The organism is Amycolatopsis sp. cmx-11-12 (genome assembly GCF_046269425.1).
Lineage (GTDB): Bacteria > Actinomycetota > Actinomycetes > Mycobacteriales > Pseudonocardiaceae > Amycolatopsis.
The window spans coordinates 37,366-53,893 of the sequence record NZ_JADNQM010000004.1 but is presented as its reverse complement, the minus strand read 5'-3'; the positions used below and the strand labels follow the sequence as shown (position 1 = coordinate 53,893).

Sequence of the window (16,528 nt, the reverse complement as noted above, 5' to 3'; positions counted from 1 at the left end):
ATGCCCGACCGCCTCTCCGCGCTGGACGCCTCGTTCCTGTACGTGGAAGACCACTCGACCCCGATGCACGTCGGCGGCGTGGCGATCTTCGAACGACCGCGCGACGGCGTCACCTACGAGCAGCTGCTGGACCTGATCGGGCAGCGACTGGCGTTCCTGCCGCGCTACCGGCAGCGGGTGCTGGAGGTGCCGGGTCACCTCGCCCGGCCGGTGTGGGTCGACGACGTCGACTTCGACCTCAACTACCACGTCCGCCGGTCCGCGCTGCCGCAGCCGGGCTCCGACGGCCAGCTGTTCGATCTCGTGGCGCGGCTGATGTCGAGGCGGCTCGACCCGGGAAGGCCGCTCTGGGAGGCGTACTTCGTCGAGGGGCTCGCGGGGGACCGGGTCGCGCTGGTGACCAAGACGCATCAGTCCGTTGTGGACGGGATCGGCACCATCGATCTCGGTCAGCTGATCCTCGACGTCACCCCGCAGGAGCCGGAACCGTTCGACGACAACTGGCATCCGCGGCGGGAACCGAGCCGTACCCAGCTGATCCTCGACGCGGTCGCCGAGACCGTGCAGCGGCCGACGGAACTGGTGGAGAACGTCCGCTCCATCGCCCACGACGCCACCGCGATGGCTGGCAAGGTCACCGAAACGGTCGGTGACGTCGCGTCGGCGCTCAAGACGATGGTCAATCCGGCGCCGTCCGGGCCGCTCAACGTCCGCACCTCCGGCGGCCGCATGTTCGCCGTGGTCCGCACGCGGCTGGAGGACTACCGCAAGATCCGCGCCGCGCACGGCGGCACGGTCAACGACGTCGTGCTGGCGGCGATCTCCGGCGCGCTGCGGGAATGGCTGCTCTCCCGCGGGTCGAGCCTGATCGCGACGACCACGGTGCGCGCGCTGGTGCCGATGGCCGTTCGCGACGCCGAGACGGCCGAGTACTCGACGCCCGCGCTGCTGGGGAACCAGGTCGACGCCTACCTGGTCGACCTCCCGGTCGGTGAGCCGAACGCGGTCCTGCGGTTGCAGCACATCGGCCACGCGATGGCGGATCACCTCGACTCCGGCCGGTCGGTCGCCGCGCGCGGACTGCTGACCGTCGGCGGCTTCGCGCCGGCGACACTGCATTCGCTGGGCGCGCGGGCGGCCGGGTCCATGTCGGGGCGCATCTTCAACGTGCTGATCACGAATTCGCCGGGCCCGCAGGTGCCGCTCTACGCGGGACAGGCGAAGATGGTGGAGATGTTCCCGGTCATGCCGCTGGTGCGCAATCAGGCGCTGGCGATCGGGGTCACCTCGTATCACGGCGGTGTCTACTTCGGACTGAACGGCGACCGCAAGGCCGTGTCCGATGTGGACCTGCTCGCCGGGATGATCGAGGAATCGTTGGAAGAGCTGAAGGGTGCGCACTGGTGAGGGTCTATCTACCGGCGACGATCGCGATGCTTCGTGACCTCGAAACCGCCGGAGAGTTCCGGGCGCGGAGCGGCACAGGGTTCGCGCTGACCCCGGCGTTGCGGGAGTCCTACGCCAGCGGATCCGACGAAGAACTGGAGTACGCCGCGCTGCTCGACGCCGCCAGGGCGTCGCTCCGGCTGATCGCGGCCGAGGAGAAGCCCGAGCCGCGGCGAGTGGTGATCTCGGCCGACATCGACGAGGTCAAGCTGCGCCCGGATCTCGACGCCGCCGTCGTCCGGCTGGCCGGGCCGGTCGCGATCGCCGACGTCGCCGCGATCCACGTCGACGCGGCCGAGGCAGCCGAGTCCGTGCAGGCCGCCGCCGCGGTGATCGACGAGGCCGACCTCGGCGACCCGGACGCGGAGTTCACCCTCGGCGACGCCGAAGACCACGAACTCGCCTGGTACGCCCCCCAAGAACTCCCCTTCCTACTGGAACTCCTGTAACCCCCCCCCCGCAATTCGGCACCTGCTTGCGATCCTTAGCACGCGCAACTACCGCAAGTAGGTGCCGAATTGCGTGGGTTAGAACCACGAAGGGTCGGGGGTGGGGCGTTCGGGGCGCCAGCCGGTCGCCTCGGTGAGCCGCGTCGAGACGACGCGCTGTGAACGCGCCAGTACCGACATCAGGCCCACCCGGTTCGCCAGCCATTTCGGCAGCGCGTGCGGACGACGGACACCGGCCGCGGCCGCCATCGCCTCGCCGAGTTCCTGCTTCCGCACCGCATCCGCGGCCAGGTTGTAGACGCCGCTCGGTGCCCGCAGTGCCGCGATCGCGCCCGCCGCCGCGTCGTCCGGGTGGATCGCCGCGGTCCAGTCCGTCCGACGGCCGATGATCAGCGGCGAACCGCGCCGCGCGGCCGTCAGCATCGCCGTGGTCATCGCGTCGTCGGAGACCAGCAGCCCGATCCGCAGCCGGATCGCGGTCCGGCCCTCGTCCGCCAGTTCCGCGACGTTCGCGTGCGCCACCGTCGAAGACGCGATGTTGCCGCGCGGCGCGAGAGGCGCGTCCTCGTCGAGTTCGGCGTCACCGCCGTCGGCGTAGACGAACGAAATCCCTTCCTGCACCACGATTCCCAGGTCCCCGACCCGTCGAACGGCGGCCGCGAGCGTCCGGCTGCCGTCGATCCGCAGGCGGTCGTTCTCCGCCCAGCCGGACAGCGTCATCGCGTGCCGCGCGTCCGGGATCCGGGTCGCGACGTTCACCACCGCGTCGTGCCCGCGCAGCGCCCCGGCCAGTGAATCGACGTCGAACAGCGAACCCGTCACCGGCTTCGCGCCGGTCGCGCGCACGGCCGCGACGCGGTCCTCGCCGCGGGCCAGCCCGCTCACCTCGTGGCCCTCGGCCAGCAGACGCCGCACCAGCGGCCGCCCCAGTACTCCCGTCGCCCCGATCACCATCACACGCATGTTCGTCCTCCTGTCCGCCTACACGATCTGGACGGGACGGGCGCCGGGAACGTGACAGGGTCAGCCCGCCGGGATCTCCCCGATCTGGTCCGGCGGCGGCGCCTGGATGTCGGCCCGCGTGTCCCACTCGGTGTAGCGCGTGACGATCCGGGCCATCGCGGCGTCCGGGACGCCCGAAGCGGCGAGGACGGGGGCGAGGTCGAGGGTGATCCGCACCGGACGGTGCGCGTCGTCGAGCCAGATCTCCATGGGGATCTTCCCGAGCTTGCCGTTCAGTTCCCCGAGGGCCTCCGCCGACAACCCGGCGGGCAGATCGGCGCCCAGCGCGGCCATGTCGACGTCCAGCCGGTAGTGCTCGGTGTCCACGCCGTCGAGTTCGGCGTGCCCGGATTCGGTGAGCGTGCCCGCCCGACGGATCTGGTCGAGCGCGCGGCCGGGGTCGTTCTGCTTCGCCAGCTGGTCGATACTGCCGCCGACGACCTGCGAGAACGGGTCCGCGCCGTCGGCGGAGACCTTGACCCAGGGTTTCCCGCTCGGAACGTCCTCACGGGCGCTCTCGGGGACCTTGGCGAAGACGACCTTGTCGACCAGCCGGAGTTCGAGTGGCTCGCCGAGGAAGTCCGTGGTCATGGCCAGCGCGGTACCCGCCCGCGCGACTCGCGCCTGGCCTTGGCTCTTCGAGCGCATCGTGCCCGCCGTGACGTCGGTGGCGAAATTCGCGGCCTTGCCGTCGATGGCGGACGTGACCCCGTCGGCGAGCGCGCGGGCGTCGGCGAACGCGACGGTTTCGCCGTCACACGCGCCGAGCAGCGCGCCGAGTACGAGCACGACGGCGGACAGGGCCGTTCTCCGCATGAGGACCTGCTTTCAAAGGCGGGCGCTCAAGCGAAACACAGCCAGGGGCCGAGACCCGATCGGGGGAAGGCTCAGCGGCTGTCGCCGACCGCCTCGGGCGGCGGCGCGATGATCACCACGTCCGAGGCCCAGCTGTCGTACTTGACCGTGGCCTTGCCGAGGGTGACCTGCACCGGGCGCTGTTCGGCGTCCAGCCACACCTCGGCCGGGGCACCGCCGAGGTCGAGGACGTAATGCGTGGCGGCTGTGCCGTTCAAGTCGGCCTGCTCGGACTTGGTGACCTTGCCGGATTTCGAGATCCGGTCGATCGTGCGCGTTGGATCCATCGTCTCGACGGCGCTCGTCATCAGCTCGCCGTTGGCCGCGGACAGCGCGTCCTTGCCACCGGCGGTGATCTTGACCCATTCCTTGTCGGTCTTGAGTTCCTGGACTTGCGCGTCGGACAGGTGGTAGTAGAGGACGCCGTCGGCGAAGATCAGGTCCCGTTTCTCACCGGCGATCTCGGCGACCATGGAGAACTTGCTGTTCGGCCCCTCGTAGAGCCCGGAACTGGTCACCACGACCTTGCGGCCGTCCTCGGCGGTGGTCTCCAGCGCGATCTTCGACGAGCGCGCCTTCTGCGTGCCCGCGGCGGCGACCGAGGCCAGTTGTGCCGCGTCGTTGACCGGTGGCGCCGCCGGTTTCTCCTCGCCGGAACAGCCTCCCAGCAGCAGGAGGGCGGTACAGACGGCGGCGAATCCGGTGGCACGCATAGGACTCCCTCGGGTGAATGGTCTGTACCACCACCGTAGTGCCTATCGCGTGAATTTCCACCGTCCGATTGTCGGGCAGCGCGTGAAGGCCCCCTTCCCTCGGCTGAACCGAGGGAAGGGGGCCTTCACGCGGAGTGCTCTAGCCGCCAATCAGCGGCCGCCGGCCTTCTTCATGATCTCCGCCAGGTCGCCGACCTGGTCCGCGGGCGGGGCGGTGATGTTCACCGGGGCACCCCAGTCGGTGTACTTGACCGTGGTCTTGGCGACACCGTCGCCGGGTGCGCCCATGGCCTTCACGAACGCGGTCTGGTCCGAGACGACCTGCACCGGCAGCTGGTCGGCATTGAGCCACAGCTCGGTGGGGATGGTGATGTTCTTGCCCTTGAGCTTCGCGTCGAGCTGCTTCAAGACCTCCGCCGGCAGCGGGACGCCGAGGTCGCCCACGACGAGCGCCATGGCCTTCTCGACCTCGATCTCGACGACGTAGTGGTTGGTCTGCTCGCCGTTCAGCTCGACCTGGTCCGACTTCGTGATCTTGCCGGCCTTCGAGATCTGCTCGATGGTCCGCGACGGGTCGCTCTCCTTGACCGCCTTGGACATCATCTTGCCGAGCAGCTGCGAGATCGGGTCCTGGCCGTCGGCCGAGATCTTCACGTACGGCTTGTCGGTCTTCATCTCGGCCTGGTCGGCCGCGTCGAGCTTGAAGAACAGCGCGTTGTCGACGAAGAGCATGTCGATCTTCTTGCCGTCGCTGTCCATGACCATCGAGAACTTGCTGTTCTCGCCGTCGTACAGGCCCTGCCCGGACGCGGTGCTCTTCTCGGCGCCCGCGACGGTCTCCATCGTCACCTTCGACGACTTGGCCTTCTTGGTGCTCTCGCGGGTCAGCGCCGCGAGCTGGATCGGGTCGCCGAGCGGCGACGAAAGCGAGCTCTTCACTTCGGAAGGAGCAGGGGCAGCCGTGCCCGGCTGCTTCTCGCCACCGCAGGCGGACAGCGCCAGGACGGCGGCCGTGGTGATGGTGGCGAGCATGGTTACGCGCTTCAAGTGGACCCCTCAGAAAAGTTGATCTAATCCGAACGGGTTATCGCGCGCGGGCGAATTTAGTTACCGATCGTCGTCATGTCCAGCTCGAGACCCCAAAAGGCGGCGCAAAGAGCCCAATCGTTCCGGACTTGCGTGACCTTCGGTGACGACGTCGTCGAGCGCGCAGTCCGGATCCGAGGGCGGCCCGAGGTGCCCGCAGGCCGAGGGACACTCTTCGGCGGCCGCGGCGAACTCCTCGAACGCGAGCACGATGTCGTCGGCGGTCACGTGCGCGAGCCCGAACGACCGGATGCCGGGGGTGTCGACCACCCAGCCGCCGTCGGGCAGCGGGAGCGCGACCGCCGCGACCGACGTGTGCCTGCCCTTGCCGACCGCGCTGACCACGCCGGTCGCCAGTCCGGCGTCCGGCACCAGCCGGTTGACCAAAGTGGACTTCCCGACCCCGGAATGCCCGACCAGCGCGGTGACCCGGTCCTTGAGCCGTCCGACCAGATCGTCCGGGAACTTGTCGTGCCGGGTGACCACGGCGGGGATGTCGAGCCCCGCGTAGCCGGCGAGGAGTTCGTCCGGGCTCGCGAGGTCGGCCTTCGTCAGGCACAGGACCGGCTTGAGACCGCCCGCGTAGCAGGCGACGAGGCAGCGGTCGATGAACCCGGTGCGCGGCGGGGGATCGGCGAGCGCGGTCACGATCAGCAACTGCTCGGCGTTGGCGACGACCACCCGTTCGTAGGGATCGGTGTCGTCCGCGGTCCGGCGGAGCACACTGGAGCGCTCGTCCACCCGGATGATCCGGGCGAGGGTGTCCGGCTTGCCGCTCACGTCGCCGACGATGCCGACGGTGTCCCCGACGACGACCGAGACCCGGCCCATCTCCCTGGCCCGCATCGCGGTGACGACGCGCTCCGGATCGTTGTCGATCGCGCAGGTCCAGCGGCCGCGGTCCTTCCCGATGACCATCGCCGTGGAGGCGTCCGCGTGCTCGGGACGGCGTTTGCTGCGCGGTCTGGTGCCCTTGCCGGGACGGATCCGCACATCGGATTCGTCCAGCCTGCGCCAGTCCTTGCCCGTCAAACCGCCTCCTGCTCTTCGAACACCGCGGAAGAATGATCCCATGCCGCTCGCCATCGACTGGCGAGCGTGTAACGATGACTTTTCGAAGAGGAGGTTTTCGCATGTGCGGGCGTTATGCCGCGACCAAGGACCCCGCCGCGCTGATCGACGAATTCGCCGCGGTGGACCTGACCGAAGGCCGGATCCGGGCCGATCACAACGTGGCGCCGACCAAGGACGTCGCCACGGTGGTGCAGCGCCACCCGCGTGACGCCGACGGCGCGGTGCTCGAAGACGAACCGGCCGTCCGTTCACTGCGGATGATGCGCTGGGGCCTGGTCCCGTTCTGGGCGAAGGACCCCGGAGTGGGCTCGAAGATGATCAACACCCGCGCCGAGACGGCCAAGGAGAAGCCGTCCTTCAAAAAGGCGGTCTCCTCGCGGCGTTGCCTGGTGCCCGCCGACGGCTGGTACGAGTGGCGGCGTGACGGCAAGGAGAAGCAGCCCTTCTTCATGACCGGCCCCGGCGACGGATCGCTCGCGTTCGCCGGGATCTGGGAGACCTGGCGGCCGAAGGACGACAAGGACGCCGACCCGCTGATCACCTTCTCCGTGATCACCACGGACTCGGTCGGCAGGCTCACCGACATCCACCACCGCATGCCGCTGCTGATGCCGCGGGAGAAGTGGGACACCTGGCTCGACCCCGACCTGCCCGACGTCACCGAACTGCTCGTCCCGCCCGCCGCGGACCTGGTCGACACGATCGAGCTGCGGCCGGTGTCCAGCCTGGTCAACAACGTCCGCAACAACGGCCCGGAGCTGCTGGACCGGGTCGAACCGGCCGCGGACAGCGCACTCTTCGACCTGCCGAGCTCATGACGAAGCTGGAGATCGACACCGCCTACGGCCCCGCGCGGGCCGAGTTGCACTGCGCCGAGGAGGGCATCGCGGTGCTGATGCTCGGGCACGGCGCGGGCGGCGGGATCGGCGCGAAGGACCTGGTCGCCGTCACGCGGGCGGCACAGGCGGCAGGCGTGCACGTCGCGCTCGTCGAGCAGCCGTACCGGGTGGCGGGCCGCCGCGCTCCCGCTCCAGCCACGCAACTCGACACCGCCTGGCTCACCGTCGCCGACGAGATCTCCGAGCGCTTCGACGCTCTCCCGATCGTGTTCGGCGGCCGGTCCTCCGGGGCCCGCGTCGCCTGCCGGACCGCCGCGGTGGGGCAGGCGGTGGCGGTGCTCTGCCTGGCCTTCCCCGAGCATCCGCCGGGGAAGCCGGAGAAGACCCGGCAGGGTGAATTGGACGCTGTCGAGGTCCCGACCCTGGTCGTCCAGGGCGAACGTGACCCGTTCGGCCTGCCCAAGGCGGGGCCGCATCACGAGATCGTGGTGCTCAAAGGCGACCACAACCTCAGCGCCGACCTCGACGGCGTGTCACGCGCGGCCGCCGAGTGGCTCGAGCGCGTGCTGCGGCCGCTTGCCTGAGAGCCGTCGCCGGGCGTAGTGCACGGTGACCGCGGCCAGCAGCGGACCCCAGAGCAGCAGCGGGGCGTAACAGGCGGCCATGACGGCGCCGTAGACCGGCGAGTTCTCCCAGCCCCCTTGCGCCAACGAAGAACCGGCTTCCGCCCAGCCGAGCAGGCCCTGGACACCGATCGCGGTCAGCGCGATCGCGCCAGCGGCGGCCGGGACGATCGCCGCGAGCGGCGGGATCGGACGGCCGCGCAGCCCCGGGATCCAGCGCGGCCACACCTCACCCCACGGCCGGACGAGCCCGAGGGTGAGGAACGCGAGGGCTTCGGAGAGGAGGCTCAGACCGAAGACATAGGCCGTGCCCCAGCCGGGGATGCCGAAGGCCTCCAGTCCTTGCGCGGTGAACCCGACCGGAATCCCCAGCCCCATCGCGATCCGCCACAGCCCGGACGGCAGGGTCACCAGCAGCGTCGCGTGGGCGGCGAGGTTCGCCCACCTCGGCACGTCGGGCACGGTCTTGGTCATTTCGTTCGCTCCCAGGAGTCGTCGTTCGCTTACCGACGACGATTCCTCGGATGGGGCCCGTGATCTTCCCGCTCCGGACCGACCACCCTCCCTCGCGAGGGTGAACCTCCGCTCCGCAATTAGTCCTCTAGTTGCGATGCAGGGCGACCAAGGCCCCCGCAATTAGTCCTCTGGTTGCGGTAGTTGCCCGCGCAAGGACCGCGACCAGAGGACGAAACGCGGGAGATCAGCCGGCGATGGGGGCGACGATGGCATCGGTGAGCCGCACCAGGTCGCCCGGCGCGAGTTCGACTTCCAGGCCGCGACGGCCTGCCGAGCAGTGCACGGTCTCGAACTTCTCCGCCGACGCGTCGATCACCACCGGGAGACGGCTCCGGTGCCCGAGCGGCGAGATCCCGCCGAGCACGTACCCCGTCGCGCGCTGCGCGGCCGCGGGGTCGGCCATCTTCGCCTTCTTCCCGCCCGCGGCGGCGGCCAGCGCCTTCAGATCCAGCTGACCGGTGACCGGCACCACGCCGACGGTCAGTTTCCCGTCGACCTCGGCGACGAGTGTCTTGAACACCCGCGCGGGCTCGAGTCCGAGCGCTTCGACGGCTTCGAGGCCGTACGATTCCGCCCGCGGATCGTGGTCGTAGGCGTGCAGAACGTGCGGTACTTTCCGCTTCGTCAGCAGCGCCGTCGCCGGGGTTCCCTTGCCTGCCATGGGCGGGAGTCTACGAGCGCGCCGGGAATGCCCGGCCGGGCGCCGCTGTTGACCCGGATGTGTCCACCACACTGGAAGCTCCCCGAATCCTGATCCCGCGCACGCCGGGCGGCCAGGTGATCCGTCCGCGCGTAAACTCGTCGTCGTCTCATGCGCACAAGCGCATCGACGCCGATCGAGAAGGGAACGGTTTGCCGAGCACGCAGAATCCCGCGCCGGACACAGGCACGGACGCCGAAGAGGCGGCCGCGCGGGCCGAGCGCTTCGAGCGGGACGCGATGCCCCTGCTCGACCAGCTGTACTCGGCCGCCATGCGGATGACCCGGAATCCCGCCGACGCCGAGGATCTCGTCCAGGAGACGTATCTGAAGGCGTACGCGGCCTTCGCGTCCTTCAAGGCGGGTACGAACCTCAAGGCGTGGATGTACCGCATCCTCACGAACACCTACATCAACGGCTATCGCAAGCGTCAGCGCCAGCCGGTGCAGCAGCCCACCGAGGAGATCACCGACTGGCAGATCGCCAAGGCGGAGAACCACACCTCCAGCGGGCTGCGCTCGGCCGAGGTCGAGGCGATGGACAACCTGCCCGACGCCGACGTCAAGGAAGCGCTGCAGAAGCTGCCGGAGGAGTTCCGCCTCGCGGTCTACCTCGCCGATGTCGAAGGTTTCGCGTACAAGGAGATCGCCGAGATCATGGAAACGCCCATCGGCACCGTGATGTCCCGGCTGCACCGCGGCCGCGCCCAGCTCCGTGACCTGCTCGCCGACGTCGCCCGTGAGCGGGGCTTCATCCGCGCGGGCAAACAGCAGGAGGTGGCGGGGCGATGACCGACGACTACTGCAGCGGCGCGGACGACAAGGTCAAATGCGAGGAAGCGCTCGCCGACATCTACCTGCTCTTGGACAGGGAGTGCAGCGCGGAACGCGACGCGGCCCTGCGCAAGCACATCGAGGACTGCCCGCCGTGCCTCGAGGAATACGGTATCGACGAGCACATCAAGCAGCTGCTCGCCCGCAAATGCGGTGGCGACCACGCGCCGGACGACCTCAAGTCCCGGCTGCGGGCCTCCATCCGCCAGACCGTGCAGACCAAGGGCGCGATCACCATCGAGCGCACCGAGGTCAAGATCGAGCAGACCTTCGAATAGCCCGGCTCAGACACATGAAGGCCCCCGTACCGGATCGGTGCGGGGGCCTTCATGTGTCTGATCGATGATCAGGAGTTGGGCTTCTTGCCGTGGTTCGCGCCGTTCTTCTTACGGTCGCGACGCTTGCGGGCGCGCTTCGACATGTTTCACTCCTTGTCCAGGTGGCCCTCGCGGGGTGGTACGACACCGCTGAGCCAGGGTCAACCTCTCCAGTGTGTCATGCGGCCCTCACCCTGCTTGGATGGGGACGTGTCCACTCTTTCCGATCTGCTCGCGGAGAACACCGGCATGTCCGGCGAGGCCGCGGATCATCTCCAGACCGTGGTCGCCGAATGGCAGCTGCTGGCCGACCTGTCCTTCGCCGATTTCCTGCTCTGGGTCGCCGTCTCGGAAGAGCTTCAGCCCGACGGCGGCGACTACGTCTGCGTCGCGCACGCACGCCCGACGACGGCGCCGACGGCCCATCCGGAGGACGTCGTCGGCTCCCGGTTCACCGTGGACGAGCACCCGCAGCTGGCCAAGGCGAGCCGCGAGGTGCGGATCTGCCGCGAAGAGGACCCGCACTGGTACCGCGACCTGCCGATGCGCCGCGAGGCCATCCCGGTGGTGTTCGGCGGCACGGTGATCGCCGTCCTCAGCCGCGAGACCAACCTGGCGGCCTCGCGGGTGCCGAGCCCGCTCGAGATCGCCTACCTCGGCAGTGCCGGTGACCTGTGCCAGATGATCGTCGACGGCACCTTCCCCAGCCCGGGGAACCAGACGGACACGCACACGAGCCCGCGCGTCGGCGATGGCCTGATCCGCCTCGACCCGACCGGCACCGTGGTCTTCGCCAGCCCGAACGGGTTGTCGGCCTATCACCGGATGGGGCACGAATCCGACCTCGTCGGGCAGCGTCTCGCGCCGCTGACCAGGTCGCTCATCCGTGACCCGTTCGACGCGACCGAGGTGTCGCACCGGATCATCGAGGCGCTCGACGGAAAGCCCAGCAGCCGCACGGAGGCGGATTCCCGCCGTGGCGCCGTCGTGCTGTTCCGTGCGCTGCCGCTGCGCCCGGCGGGGCAGGCCGCCGGGGCGCTGGTGCTGGTGCGCGACGTCACCGAGGTGAAGCGCCGTGACCGCGCCCTCCTTTCGAAGGACGCGACCATCCGCGAGATCCACCACCGGGTGAAGAACAACCTGCAGACCGTCGCCGCGCTGTTGCGGCTCCAGTCACGCCGCACCTCCAGCGAGGAGGCGCGGCTGGCGCTCGGTGAGTCCGTGCGCCGGGTCTCGTCGATCGCGATGGTGCACGAGGCGCTGTCCATCTCGGTGGACGAGCGGGTCGATCTCGACAAGCTGCTCGACAACGTCCTCCCGATGGTCGGTGAGGTCGCGACGGCCGAGTCGCAGGTCGGGCTTTCGCGCAAGGGCTCGTTCGGTGTCGTCGTCGCCGAGATCGCGACGCCCTTGGTGATGGTGCTGGCCGAACTGGTCCAGAACGCCATCGAGCACGCGTTCCCCGGCGGACGGCCGGGCAAGGTCGAACTCGAGGTGGAACGGTCGGCCCGCTGGCTCGACGTCGTCATCCGCGACAACGGGCGCGGACTGCCCTCGGGCTTTTCCCTGGAACGCAGCGACGGCCTCGGGTTGCAGATCGTGCGGACACTGGTCGAGTCGGAACTGCGCGGCTCGCTGTCGCTTCGCGGACTGCGCGGGGAGTCCGAGGAATCCGGCGGCCGTCGGATGGGAACCGAAGCCGCGCTGCGGATCCCGCTGTCACGACGTCTCTAATGGACTGTCCCTTGTGGACTGTCCAACCCGGACACGTTTTAGGGCCGGCGCCTGAAGAGAAGATGGCGCCGGCCCTGTAACGGTTCCGCGGGAGGACTGGGAAGTCCAGTGAAGCCATACCCCCGTGGGGGTGTGTCGGCCTCGCTTGTTAAGCTCAACTCGGGTACGTGTCACCTCGCAGCGCGGAGGCGTGAAGCCACTGCACCGCGGGATTTCCCGAAGCTTGGGTGTTACCTGAGTTATTGGTTGTGCGATGAAGCGTGCTGAGTCTCGAAAAGACTCAGGCGGAGGTACGCGTGCCGATGTGCGTACGACGGCGCTTCAGGGCCCGTCGCTCGTCCTCGCTCATCCCGCCCCACACGCCTGCGTCCTGCCCGCTGGCCAAAGCCCAAGCCAAGCAGTCGGAAGCGACGGTGCAACGGTGGCACACGGATTTCGCCTGAGTTACCTGCGACAGAGCAGGACCGCTGGTTCCCACCGGGAAGAACAGCTCGGGGTCCTCGTCTCGGCAGGCCGCGTCATGGCGCCAGTCCATGTTTCTGAGCTCCTTCATAACGGCGCGGTACTCCGCGCCATAGTCGTCATGGCGGTCGTTTTTTTGGGTGCTTGTGAATGCTTTCACGAAGCACCCGTTTCGACAAGGGTTTTCTGAAGATCGGTGAGTCAGCTCACCCGGCCGAGCGACGTGTCTGACCTGCGGTTTCGTTCCGAAACAGCCTCCCGAAGGGAAGGCCGATGCGGTGAGCGGAGGTTCTGCGTCGATGAGCGGCAGGTTGCACTTTGCCGCAGGCGATCAGCGGCCCGGTGCTCAAACAGTCACTGTCAGTGCACTCGGAACGCTGAAGAACTCCACTCGCTTCCGCTGGCCGACGAGGTCGCCGTCCACCTGGAAGTTTACCGGTTCAGCAGCGTCGATGCGGATCATCGGGAGGTCATCGTGACGAAGGAGACGTCGTCCGCGTTGGTCGCTCTTCGTGAGCAACGCCTGCCGTACATGCTTGAACACGGTGGGCAATCGCAGACCGCTCAACGCGAACAGGCCCAATCCGGTGTCGAATGAGCTGCCCGGATTGAGGTGGACGGGACGCTCACCCAGGTAACTCCACGGATCGGTGTTGGACACGAAAGCGGTCAGCACTTCGGTGGGCTCTTCACCCGGGATCCGGACGGTGAGGGGCGGGCGGCCGAGCGGAGGCCGCAGATGCGACGCCACCGCGGCCCTCAGATAGAGCCCCGCGGTGGTCTGCTTGCCCCGTCGCTTGGCCACGCGGCCGACGACGTCGGCGTCCCAGCCCATGCCCGCGTTGAAGGTGAACCAATGGCCGTCGGCGAGTCCGAGGCCGACTTTGCGGCTCCGGTCGTTCTCGATGGCGTTGAGAAGCTGATGCGTTGCTTCCACCGGATCGTGCGCGATCCCCAGCGCGCGGGCGAAGACGTTCGCCGAGCCGCCCGGCACGACACCGAGCATGGGGACGTCGCCGATTTCGGCGGGAACGCCGTCGGCGTCCGCGAGCAGGCCGTTGACCACTTCGTTGACCGTGCCGTCGCCGCCGTGGGCGACCACCAGGTCGATCCCGTCGCGGGCGGCGGACCGCGCCACGGCCATCGCGTGGCCGCGGTAGTCGGTCTCCACCACGTCGAGCTTGACCTGGCTGGCCAGCGCGTGCGCCAGCACGTCACGGCCACCGGCGGTGGTCGAGGTGGCCTGGGGGTTCACGACGAGGATGGCACGCACTACCGCAGGGTAGGTGACGCCGGCCAGAAGAGGGGAGCGTCAGGTGACGCGAAGCTCAATGCCCGTGCGTCCTCGAAGCAGCACCGTATGACCCCTGTGGCGGGCGTTCCTCCTCATCGTGCTGCTGTTCCACCGCTCGTCGTGACAAGTGCACCCGGACCGACCGCCCGCTCATCGACGACGCTTCCAATTCTTCCCACACGGCGGCCAGGGGGAACCGGCCGACCGGGTGGCATACGATCGAAAGTGCTCACGTACGGTGACCCGCCCTGGTGGAGCATCGTGTCCGGAAGCCTGGAAGGCTGTTTCGCCGTGTCTATCGCCGACAAACTCTCGCCCGCGCCCCGTGAAGTCCGCCTCGCCGGGGCCGTCACCGCGCTGCCGGGGCTCGCCCTGATCGTGTTCGCGATCCTGCTCCTGGTCAACGGACAGGCCGGACCGCAGAACCTCCTGGCCGAGGTCGCCTACTACCTCGTCCTGGCCGCCGGAACGCTGGCCTGCGCGGCCGGACTGCTGCTGGGGAAGACCTGGGCGAGGTCGCCCGGCGTCGTCGTCGCGCTGATCCTGGTCGGGGTCGGCTGGTACGGCGCGGGCCCGTCCGGGCAGCCGGCGTGGGGTGTGCCGCTGGGCCTGATCGGCGTCGCCGTCATCGTGCTGCTGTTCCGCCGCCCGTCGCGTGCGTGGGCGCTGGGGCTGCAGGAAGGCGAGACCGAGGAAGAGGCCGCCGAACGCGACGGCGCCGCGGGTCGCGCGGCCCGTCGCGAACGCGAAGAGCGTGACTAGGGCTTCGTGAGTGTTGGGGACGGTTACCCCGGGCAGAAGCGGGACTCAGGCGTTGAGCGCGGGCCGCCATCCCGGGTGTCGCGAAAGCCACTTTCGCGACATCTGATGTCCCGAAAGTGGCTTTCGCGACACGGCACCACTACCGGACTCCTAAACCTGGGCCGCGAGAGCCTTCAGGGGTTCGTCGGTGAGCCGGTCCACGGTCCATTCGTCCATCGGCACCGCGCCGAGCGACTTGTAGAAGCCCTGAGCCGGGTTCCAGTTCAGTACTGACCATTCGAGACGGGCATAACCGCGCTCGACGCAGACCGCCGCGAGGGTGGCCAGGAGCGCCTTGCCGAGGCCGGAGCCGCGCTGCTCGGGGCGGACGTAGAGGTCTTCGAGGTAGATGCCGTGCACGCCGCGCCAGGTGGAGAAGTTGAGGAACCAGAGCGCGTAACCCACGATCTCGCCGTCGACTTCGGCGACGTGCCCGAACAATGCCGGCGCCTCGCCGAACAGCGCGGTGCGCAGCTGCTCAGGCGTGAGGTGGCATTCGTCGCGAGCGCGTTCGAATTCGGCGAGGTCGTAAACGAGCTGGGCCACGGCGTCGACGTCTTCCTCGCGGATGCGCCGGATACGTTCGTCGGCCATTTCAGTCCTCTGTGGTGGGCAGCAGGTTGAGGTGCTCGATCTGGGGCTCGCCGCGCTCGTCGCCGAGTACCGCGACGCCTGCCGGGTCCAGTCCGAAGTGGACGCCTGCCGTCGACGGCAGCCCGATCCAGCGCGCGACCAGGACGCGGCTGAAGTGCCCGTGGCCGACCAGGATCACGTCACCCTCGCCGAGCGGCTCCCGGACCCGTTCGATCAGCTTGTCCGCGCGGGCGCTGACGTCCTCCGCGCTTTCGCCACCGGGGATCGGGTGCGACCAGACCGTCCAACCGGGAACCGTCTCGCGGATGACCGGCGTGCTGACGCCTTCGTAGTCGCCGTAGTCCCATTCGGCCAGCTCTTCGGTGACCTCGTCGACGCGCAGTCCCGCCAGCTCGGCCGTCCGCCGCGCGCGGGCGCGAGGGCTGGAGAGGACGAGCGCGGGGTTGCCGCCGAGCACCGCGCGCAAGGTGCCGCCCGCCGAGCGGGCCTGCCCTTCGCCAGCGGAGGTGAGCGGGATGTCGGTGCGCCCGGTGTGCCGTCCGTTGACGGACCACTCGGTCTGACCATGCCGGAGAAGGAAGAGCCGATGAGCCACGGTTGCGAATATAGCCTGCGGTCCGGTTATGCTACTGATGAGTAACATGATGAGGAGACCGTGATGGCGCAGAACCCGACCTACGCGATGTGGAACCGGCTGGCCGGGAAGCCGGTCGGCAAACAGCTGTTCTCGGCGGCGATGTGCCTGCGTGTGCCGTACTTCCGGACGGTGCTCCCGTCGGTGCGCGAGCTGCGGTCCGGCCGGTGTGAGGTGACGTCCCCGAAGTGGTGGGGTGTTTACAACCACATCAAGACTTTTCACGCGATCGCGGCATGCAACCTCGCCGAGATCGCCATGGGGATGCTCGCCGAGGCGACCGTCCCGACGACGCATCGCTGGCTGCCCAAGGGGATGACTGTCTCTTATGTGGCGAAGGCTGAGACCGGTCTGCGGGCCGTCGCCGAACTCCCGGAATTGCCGGAATTCGGCGACGAGGGCTTCGAGCTCCCCGTGCCGGTGACGATCACGGACACGAACGGGAAGCCCGTCGTGACCGCGACCATCACCATCTGGGTGACCAAGAAGAAGTAGGTGCGACCCACCGGGTGGGGATGCCAGGGTTTCGGCGTGGCGATCGAAGTGTTCCCAATGT

Annotated in this window: 21 protein-coding genes; 9 read left to right on the top strand and 12 right to left on the bottom strand. The window is 68.8% G+C overall.

Annotated features, from left to right (window positions below; all coding sequences use genetic code 11):
* A complete protein-coding gene (locus tag ACLARN_RS06790) occupies positions 1–1,407 on the top strand; it encodes a WS/DGAT/MGAT family O-acyltransferase (RefSeq protein WP_409490436.1) in 1,407 nt (468 codons plus the stop codon).
* Positions 1,404–1,895 carry a DUF6912 family protein gene (locus ACLARN_RS06785; RefSeq protein ID WP_409490435.1) on the top strand — a complete coding sequence of 164 codons (492 nt, stop codon included), beginning with the start codon at positions 1,404–1,406 and terminating at the stop codon, positions 1,893–1,895. The genes ACLARN_RS06790 and ACLARN_RS06785 overlap by 4 nt, the downstream gene beginning before the upstream one ends.
* Before the next feature lie 78 nt (positions 1,896–1,973).
* On the opposite strand, the gene ACLARN_RS06780 is transcribed toward ACLARN_RS06785, so the two are convergent.
* The 5 genes from ACLARN_RS06780 to rsgA form a co-directional block, all read right to left on the bottom strand.
* Positions 1,974–2,858, bottom strand: coding sequence for an NAD-dependent epimerase/dehydratase family protein (locus ACLARN_RS06780; protein WP_409490434.1), 885 nt, complete (start codon positions 2,856–2,858; stop codon positions 1,974–1,976).
* 60 nt (positions 2,859–2,918) lie between these two features.
* Positions 2,919–3,713: a hypothetical protein gene (locus tag ACLARN_RS06775; RefSeq protein ID WP_409490433.1), complete on the bottom strand. Its 795-nt coding sequence runs from the start codon at positions 3,711–3,713 to the stop codon at positions 2,919–2,921.
* Between the two features lie 71 nt (positions 3,714–3,784).
* Positions 3,785–4,465, bottom strand: a complete 681-nt coding sequence (locus tag ACLARN_RS06770; RefSeq protein ID WP_409490432.1) for a hypothetical protein — start codon at positions 4,463–4,465, stop codon at positions 3,785–3,787.
* A gap of 150 nt (positions 4,466–4,615) precedes the next feature.
* Positions 4,616–5,512, bottom strand: coding sequence for a hypothetical protein (locus tag ACLARN_RS06765; RefSeq protein ID WP_409490431.1), 897 nt, complete (start codon positions 5,510–5,512; stop codon positions 4,616–4,618).
* 60 nt (positions 5,513–5,572) lie between these two features.
* Positions 5,573–6,583 (bottom strand): ribosome small subunit-dependent GTPase A, encoded by a 1,011-nt coding sequence (rsgA, locus tag ACLARN_RS06760; RefSeq protein WP_409490430.1) that lies wholly within the window; start codon positions 6,581–6,583, stop codon positions 5,573–5,575.
* A 101-nt stretch (positions 6,584–6,684) separates the two neighbouring features.
* Between rsgA and ACLARN_RS06755 the strand changes: the two genes are divergently transcribed.
* Both ACLARN_RS06755 and ACLARN_RS06750 read left to right on the top strand, forming a co-directional pair.
* A complete protein-coding gene (locus ACLARN_RS06755; RefSeq protein ID WP_409490429.1) occupies positions 6,685–7,443 on the top strand; it encodes an SOS response-associated peptidase in 759 nt (252 codons plus the stop codon).
* Positions 7,440–8,048, top strand: coding sequence for an alpha/beta family hydrolase (locus ACLARN_RS06750; protein WP_409490428.1), 609 nt, complete (start codon positions 7,440–7,442; stop codon positions 8,046–8,048). Before ACLARN_RS06755 ends, ACLARN_RS06750 begins: the two co-directional genes overlap by 4 nt.
* Here ACLARN_RS06750 and ACLARN_RS06745 read toward each other — a convergent pair.
* Both ACLARN_RS06745 and ybaK read right to left on the bottom strand, forming a co-directional pair.
* Positions 7,998–8,561, bottom strand: coding sequence for a hypothetical protein (locus ACLARN_RS06745; RefSeq protein WP_409490427.1), 564 nt, complete (start codon positions 8,559–8,561; stop codon positions 7,998–8,000). The genes ACLARN_RS06750 and ACLARN_RS06745 overlap by 51 nt on opposite strands.
* Positions 8,562–8,787: 226 nt before the next feature.
* Entirely contained in the window at positions 8,788–9,264 is a 477-nt protein-coding gene (gene ybaK, locus ACLARN_RS06740; RefSeq protein WP_409490426.1) for a Cys-tRNA(Pro) deacylase, read from the bottom strand.
* A 191-nt stretch (positions 9,265–9,455) separates the two neighbouring features.
* On the opposite strand from ybaK, the gene ACLARN_RS06735 reads away from it, so the two are divergent.
* Positions 9,456–10,094 (top strand): sigma-70 family RNA polymerase sigma factor, encoded by a 639-nt coding sequence (locus ACLARN_RS06735; protein WP_409490425.1) that lies wholly within the window; start codon positions 9,456–9,458, stop codon positions 10,092–10,094.
* Complete coding sequence (gene rsrA / locus ACLARN_RS06730) at positions 10,091–10,414, top strand: mycothiol system anti-sigma-R factor (protein WP_020631335.1); 324 nt, start codon at positions 10,091–10,093, stop codon at positions 10,412–10,414. The genes ACLARN_RS06735 and rsrA overlap by 4 nt, the downstream gene beginning before the upstream one ends.
* Before the next feature lie 68 nt (positions 10,415–10,482).
* On the opposite strand, the gene ACLARN_RS06725 is transcribed toward rsrA, so the two are convergent.
* Positions 10,483–10,557 carry a 50S ribosomal protein bL37 gene (locus tag ACLARN_RS06725; protein WP_369299112.1) on the bottom strand — a complete coding sequence of 25 codons (75 nt, stop codon included), beginning with the start codon at positions 10,555–10,557 and terminating at the stop codon, positions 10,483–10,485.
* A 106-nt stretch (positions 10,558–10,663) separates the two neighbouring features.
* Here ACLARN_RS06725 and ACLARN_RS06720 point away from each other — a divergent pair, with 106 nt between their 5' ends.
* The gene (locus ACLARN_RS06720) at positions 10,664–12,187 is read left to right on the top strand and encodes a sensor histidine kinase (RefSeq protein WP_409490424.1); all 1,524 of its coding nucleotides are present in this window, start codon (positions 10,664–10,666) and stop codon (positions 12,185–12,187) included.
* A 280-nt stretch (positions 12,188–12,467) separates the two neighbouring features.
* Here the strand turns inward: ACLARN_RS06720 and ACLARN_RS06715 are convergent, their stop codons facing one another.
* Both ACLARN_RS06715 and ACLARN_RS06710 read right to left on the bottom strand, forming a co-directional pair.
* Positions 12,468–12,722, bottom strand: coding sequence for a WhiB family transcriptional regulator (locus tag ACLARN_RS06715; RefSeq protein WP_026466945.1), 255 nt, complete (start codon positions 12,720–12,722; stop codon positions 12,468–12,470).
* A gap of 273 nt (positions 12,723–12,995) precedes the next feature.
* Positions 12,996–13,922, bottom strand: coding sequence for a diacylglycerol/lipid kinase family protein (locus ACLARN_RS06710; RefSeq protein WP_409490423.1), 927 nt, complete (start codon positions 13,920–13,922; stop codon positions 12,996–12,998).
* A gap of 282 nt (positions 13,923–14,204) precedes the next feature.
* On the opposite strand from ACLARN_RS06710, the gene ACLARN_RS06705 reads away from it, so the two are divergent.
* The gene (locus ACLARN_RS06705) at positions 14,205–14,705 is read left to right on the top strand and encodes a hypothetical protein (protein ID WP_409490422.1); all 501 of its coding nucleotides are present in this window, start codon (positions 14,205–14,207) and stop codon (positions 14,703–14,705) included.
* 150 nt (positions 14,706–14,855) lie between these two features.
* Here ACLARN_RS06705 and ACLARN_RS06700 read toward each other — a convergent pair whose 3' ends face one another.
* Together ACLARN_RS06700 and ACLARN_RS06695 are read right to left on the bottom strand one after the other, a co-directional pair.
* A complete protein-coding gene (locus tag ACLARN_RS06700) occupies positions 14,856–15,338 on the bottom strand; it encodes an N-acetyltransferase family protein (RefSeq protein WP_409490421.1) in 483 nt (160 codons plus the stop codon).
* A gap of 1 nt (position 15,339) precedes the next feature.
* Positions 15,340–15,933 (bottom strand): acid phosphatase, encoded by a 594-nt coding sequence (locus ACLARN_RS06695; RefSeq protein WP_409490420.1) that lies wholly within the window; start codon positions 15,931–15,933, stop codon positions 15,340–15,342.
* 63 nt (positions 15,934–15,996) lie between these two features.
* Between ACLARN_RS06695 and ACLARN_RS06690 the strand changes: the two genes are divergently transcribed.
* Positions 15,997–16,467, top strand: coding sequence for a hotdog fold domain-containing protein (locus ACLARN_RS06690; protein WP_409490419.1), 471 nt, complete (start codon positions 15,997–15,999; stop codon positions 16,465–16,467).
* Positions 16,468–16,528 lie beyond the last annotated feature (61 nt).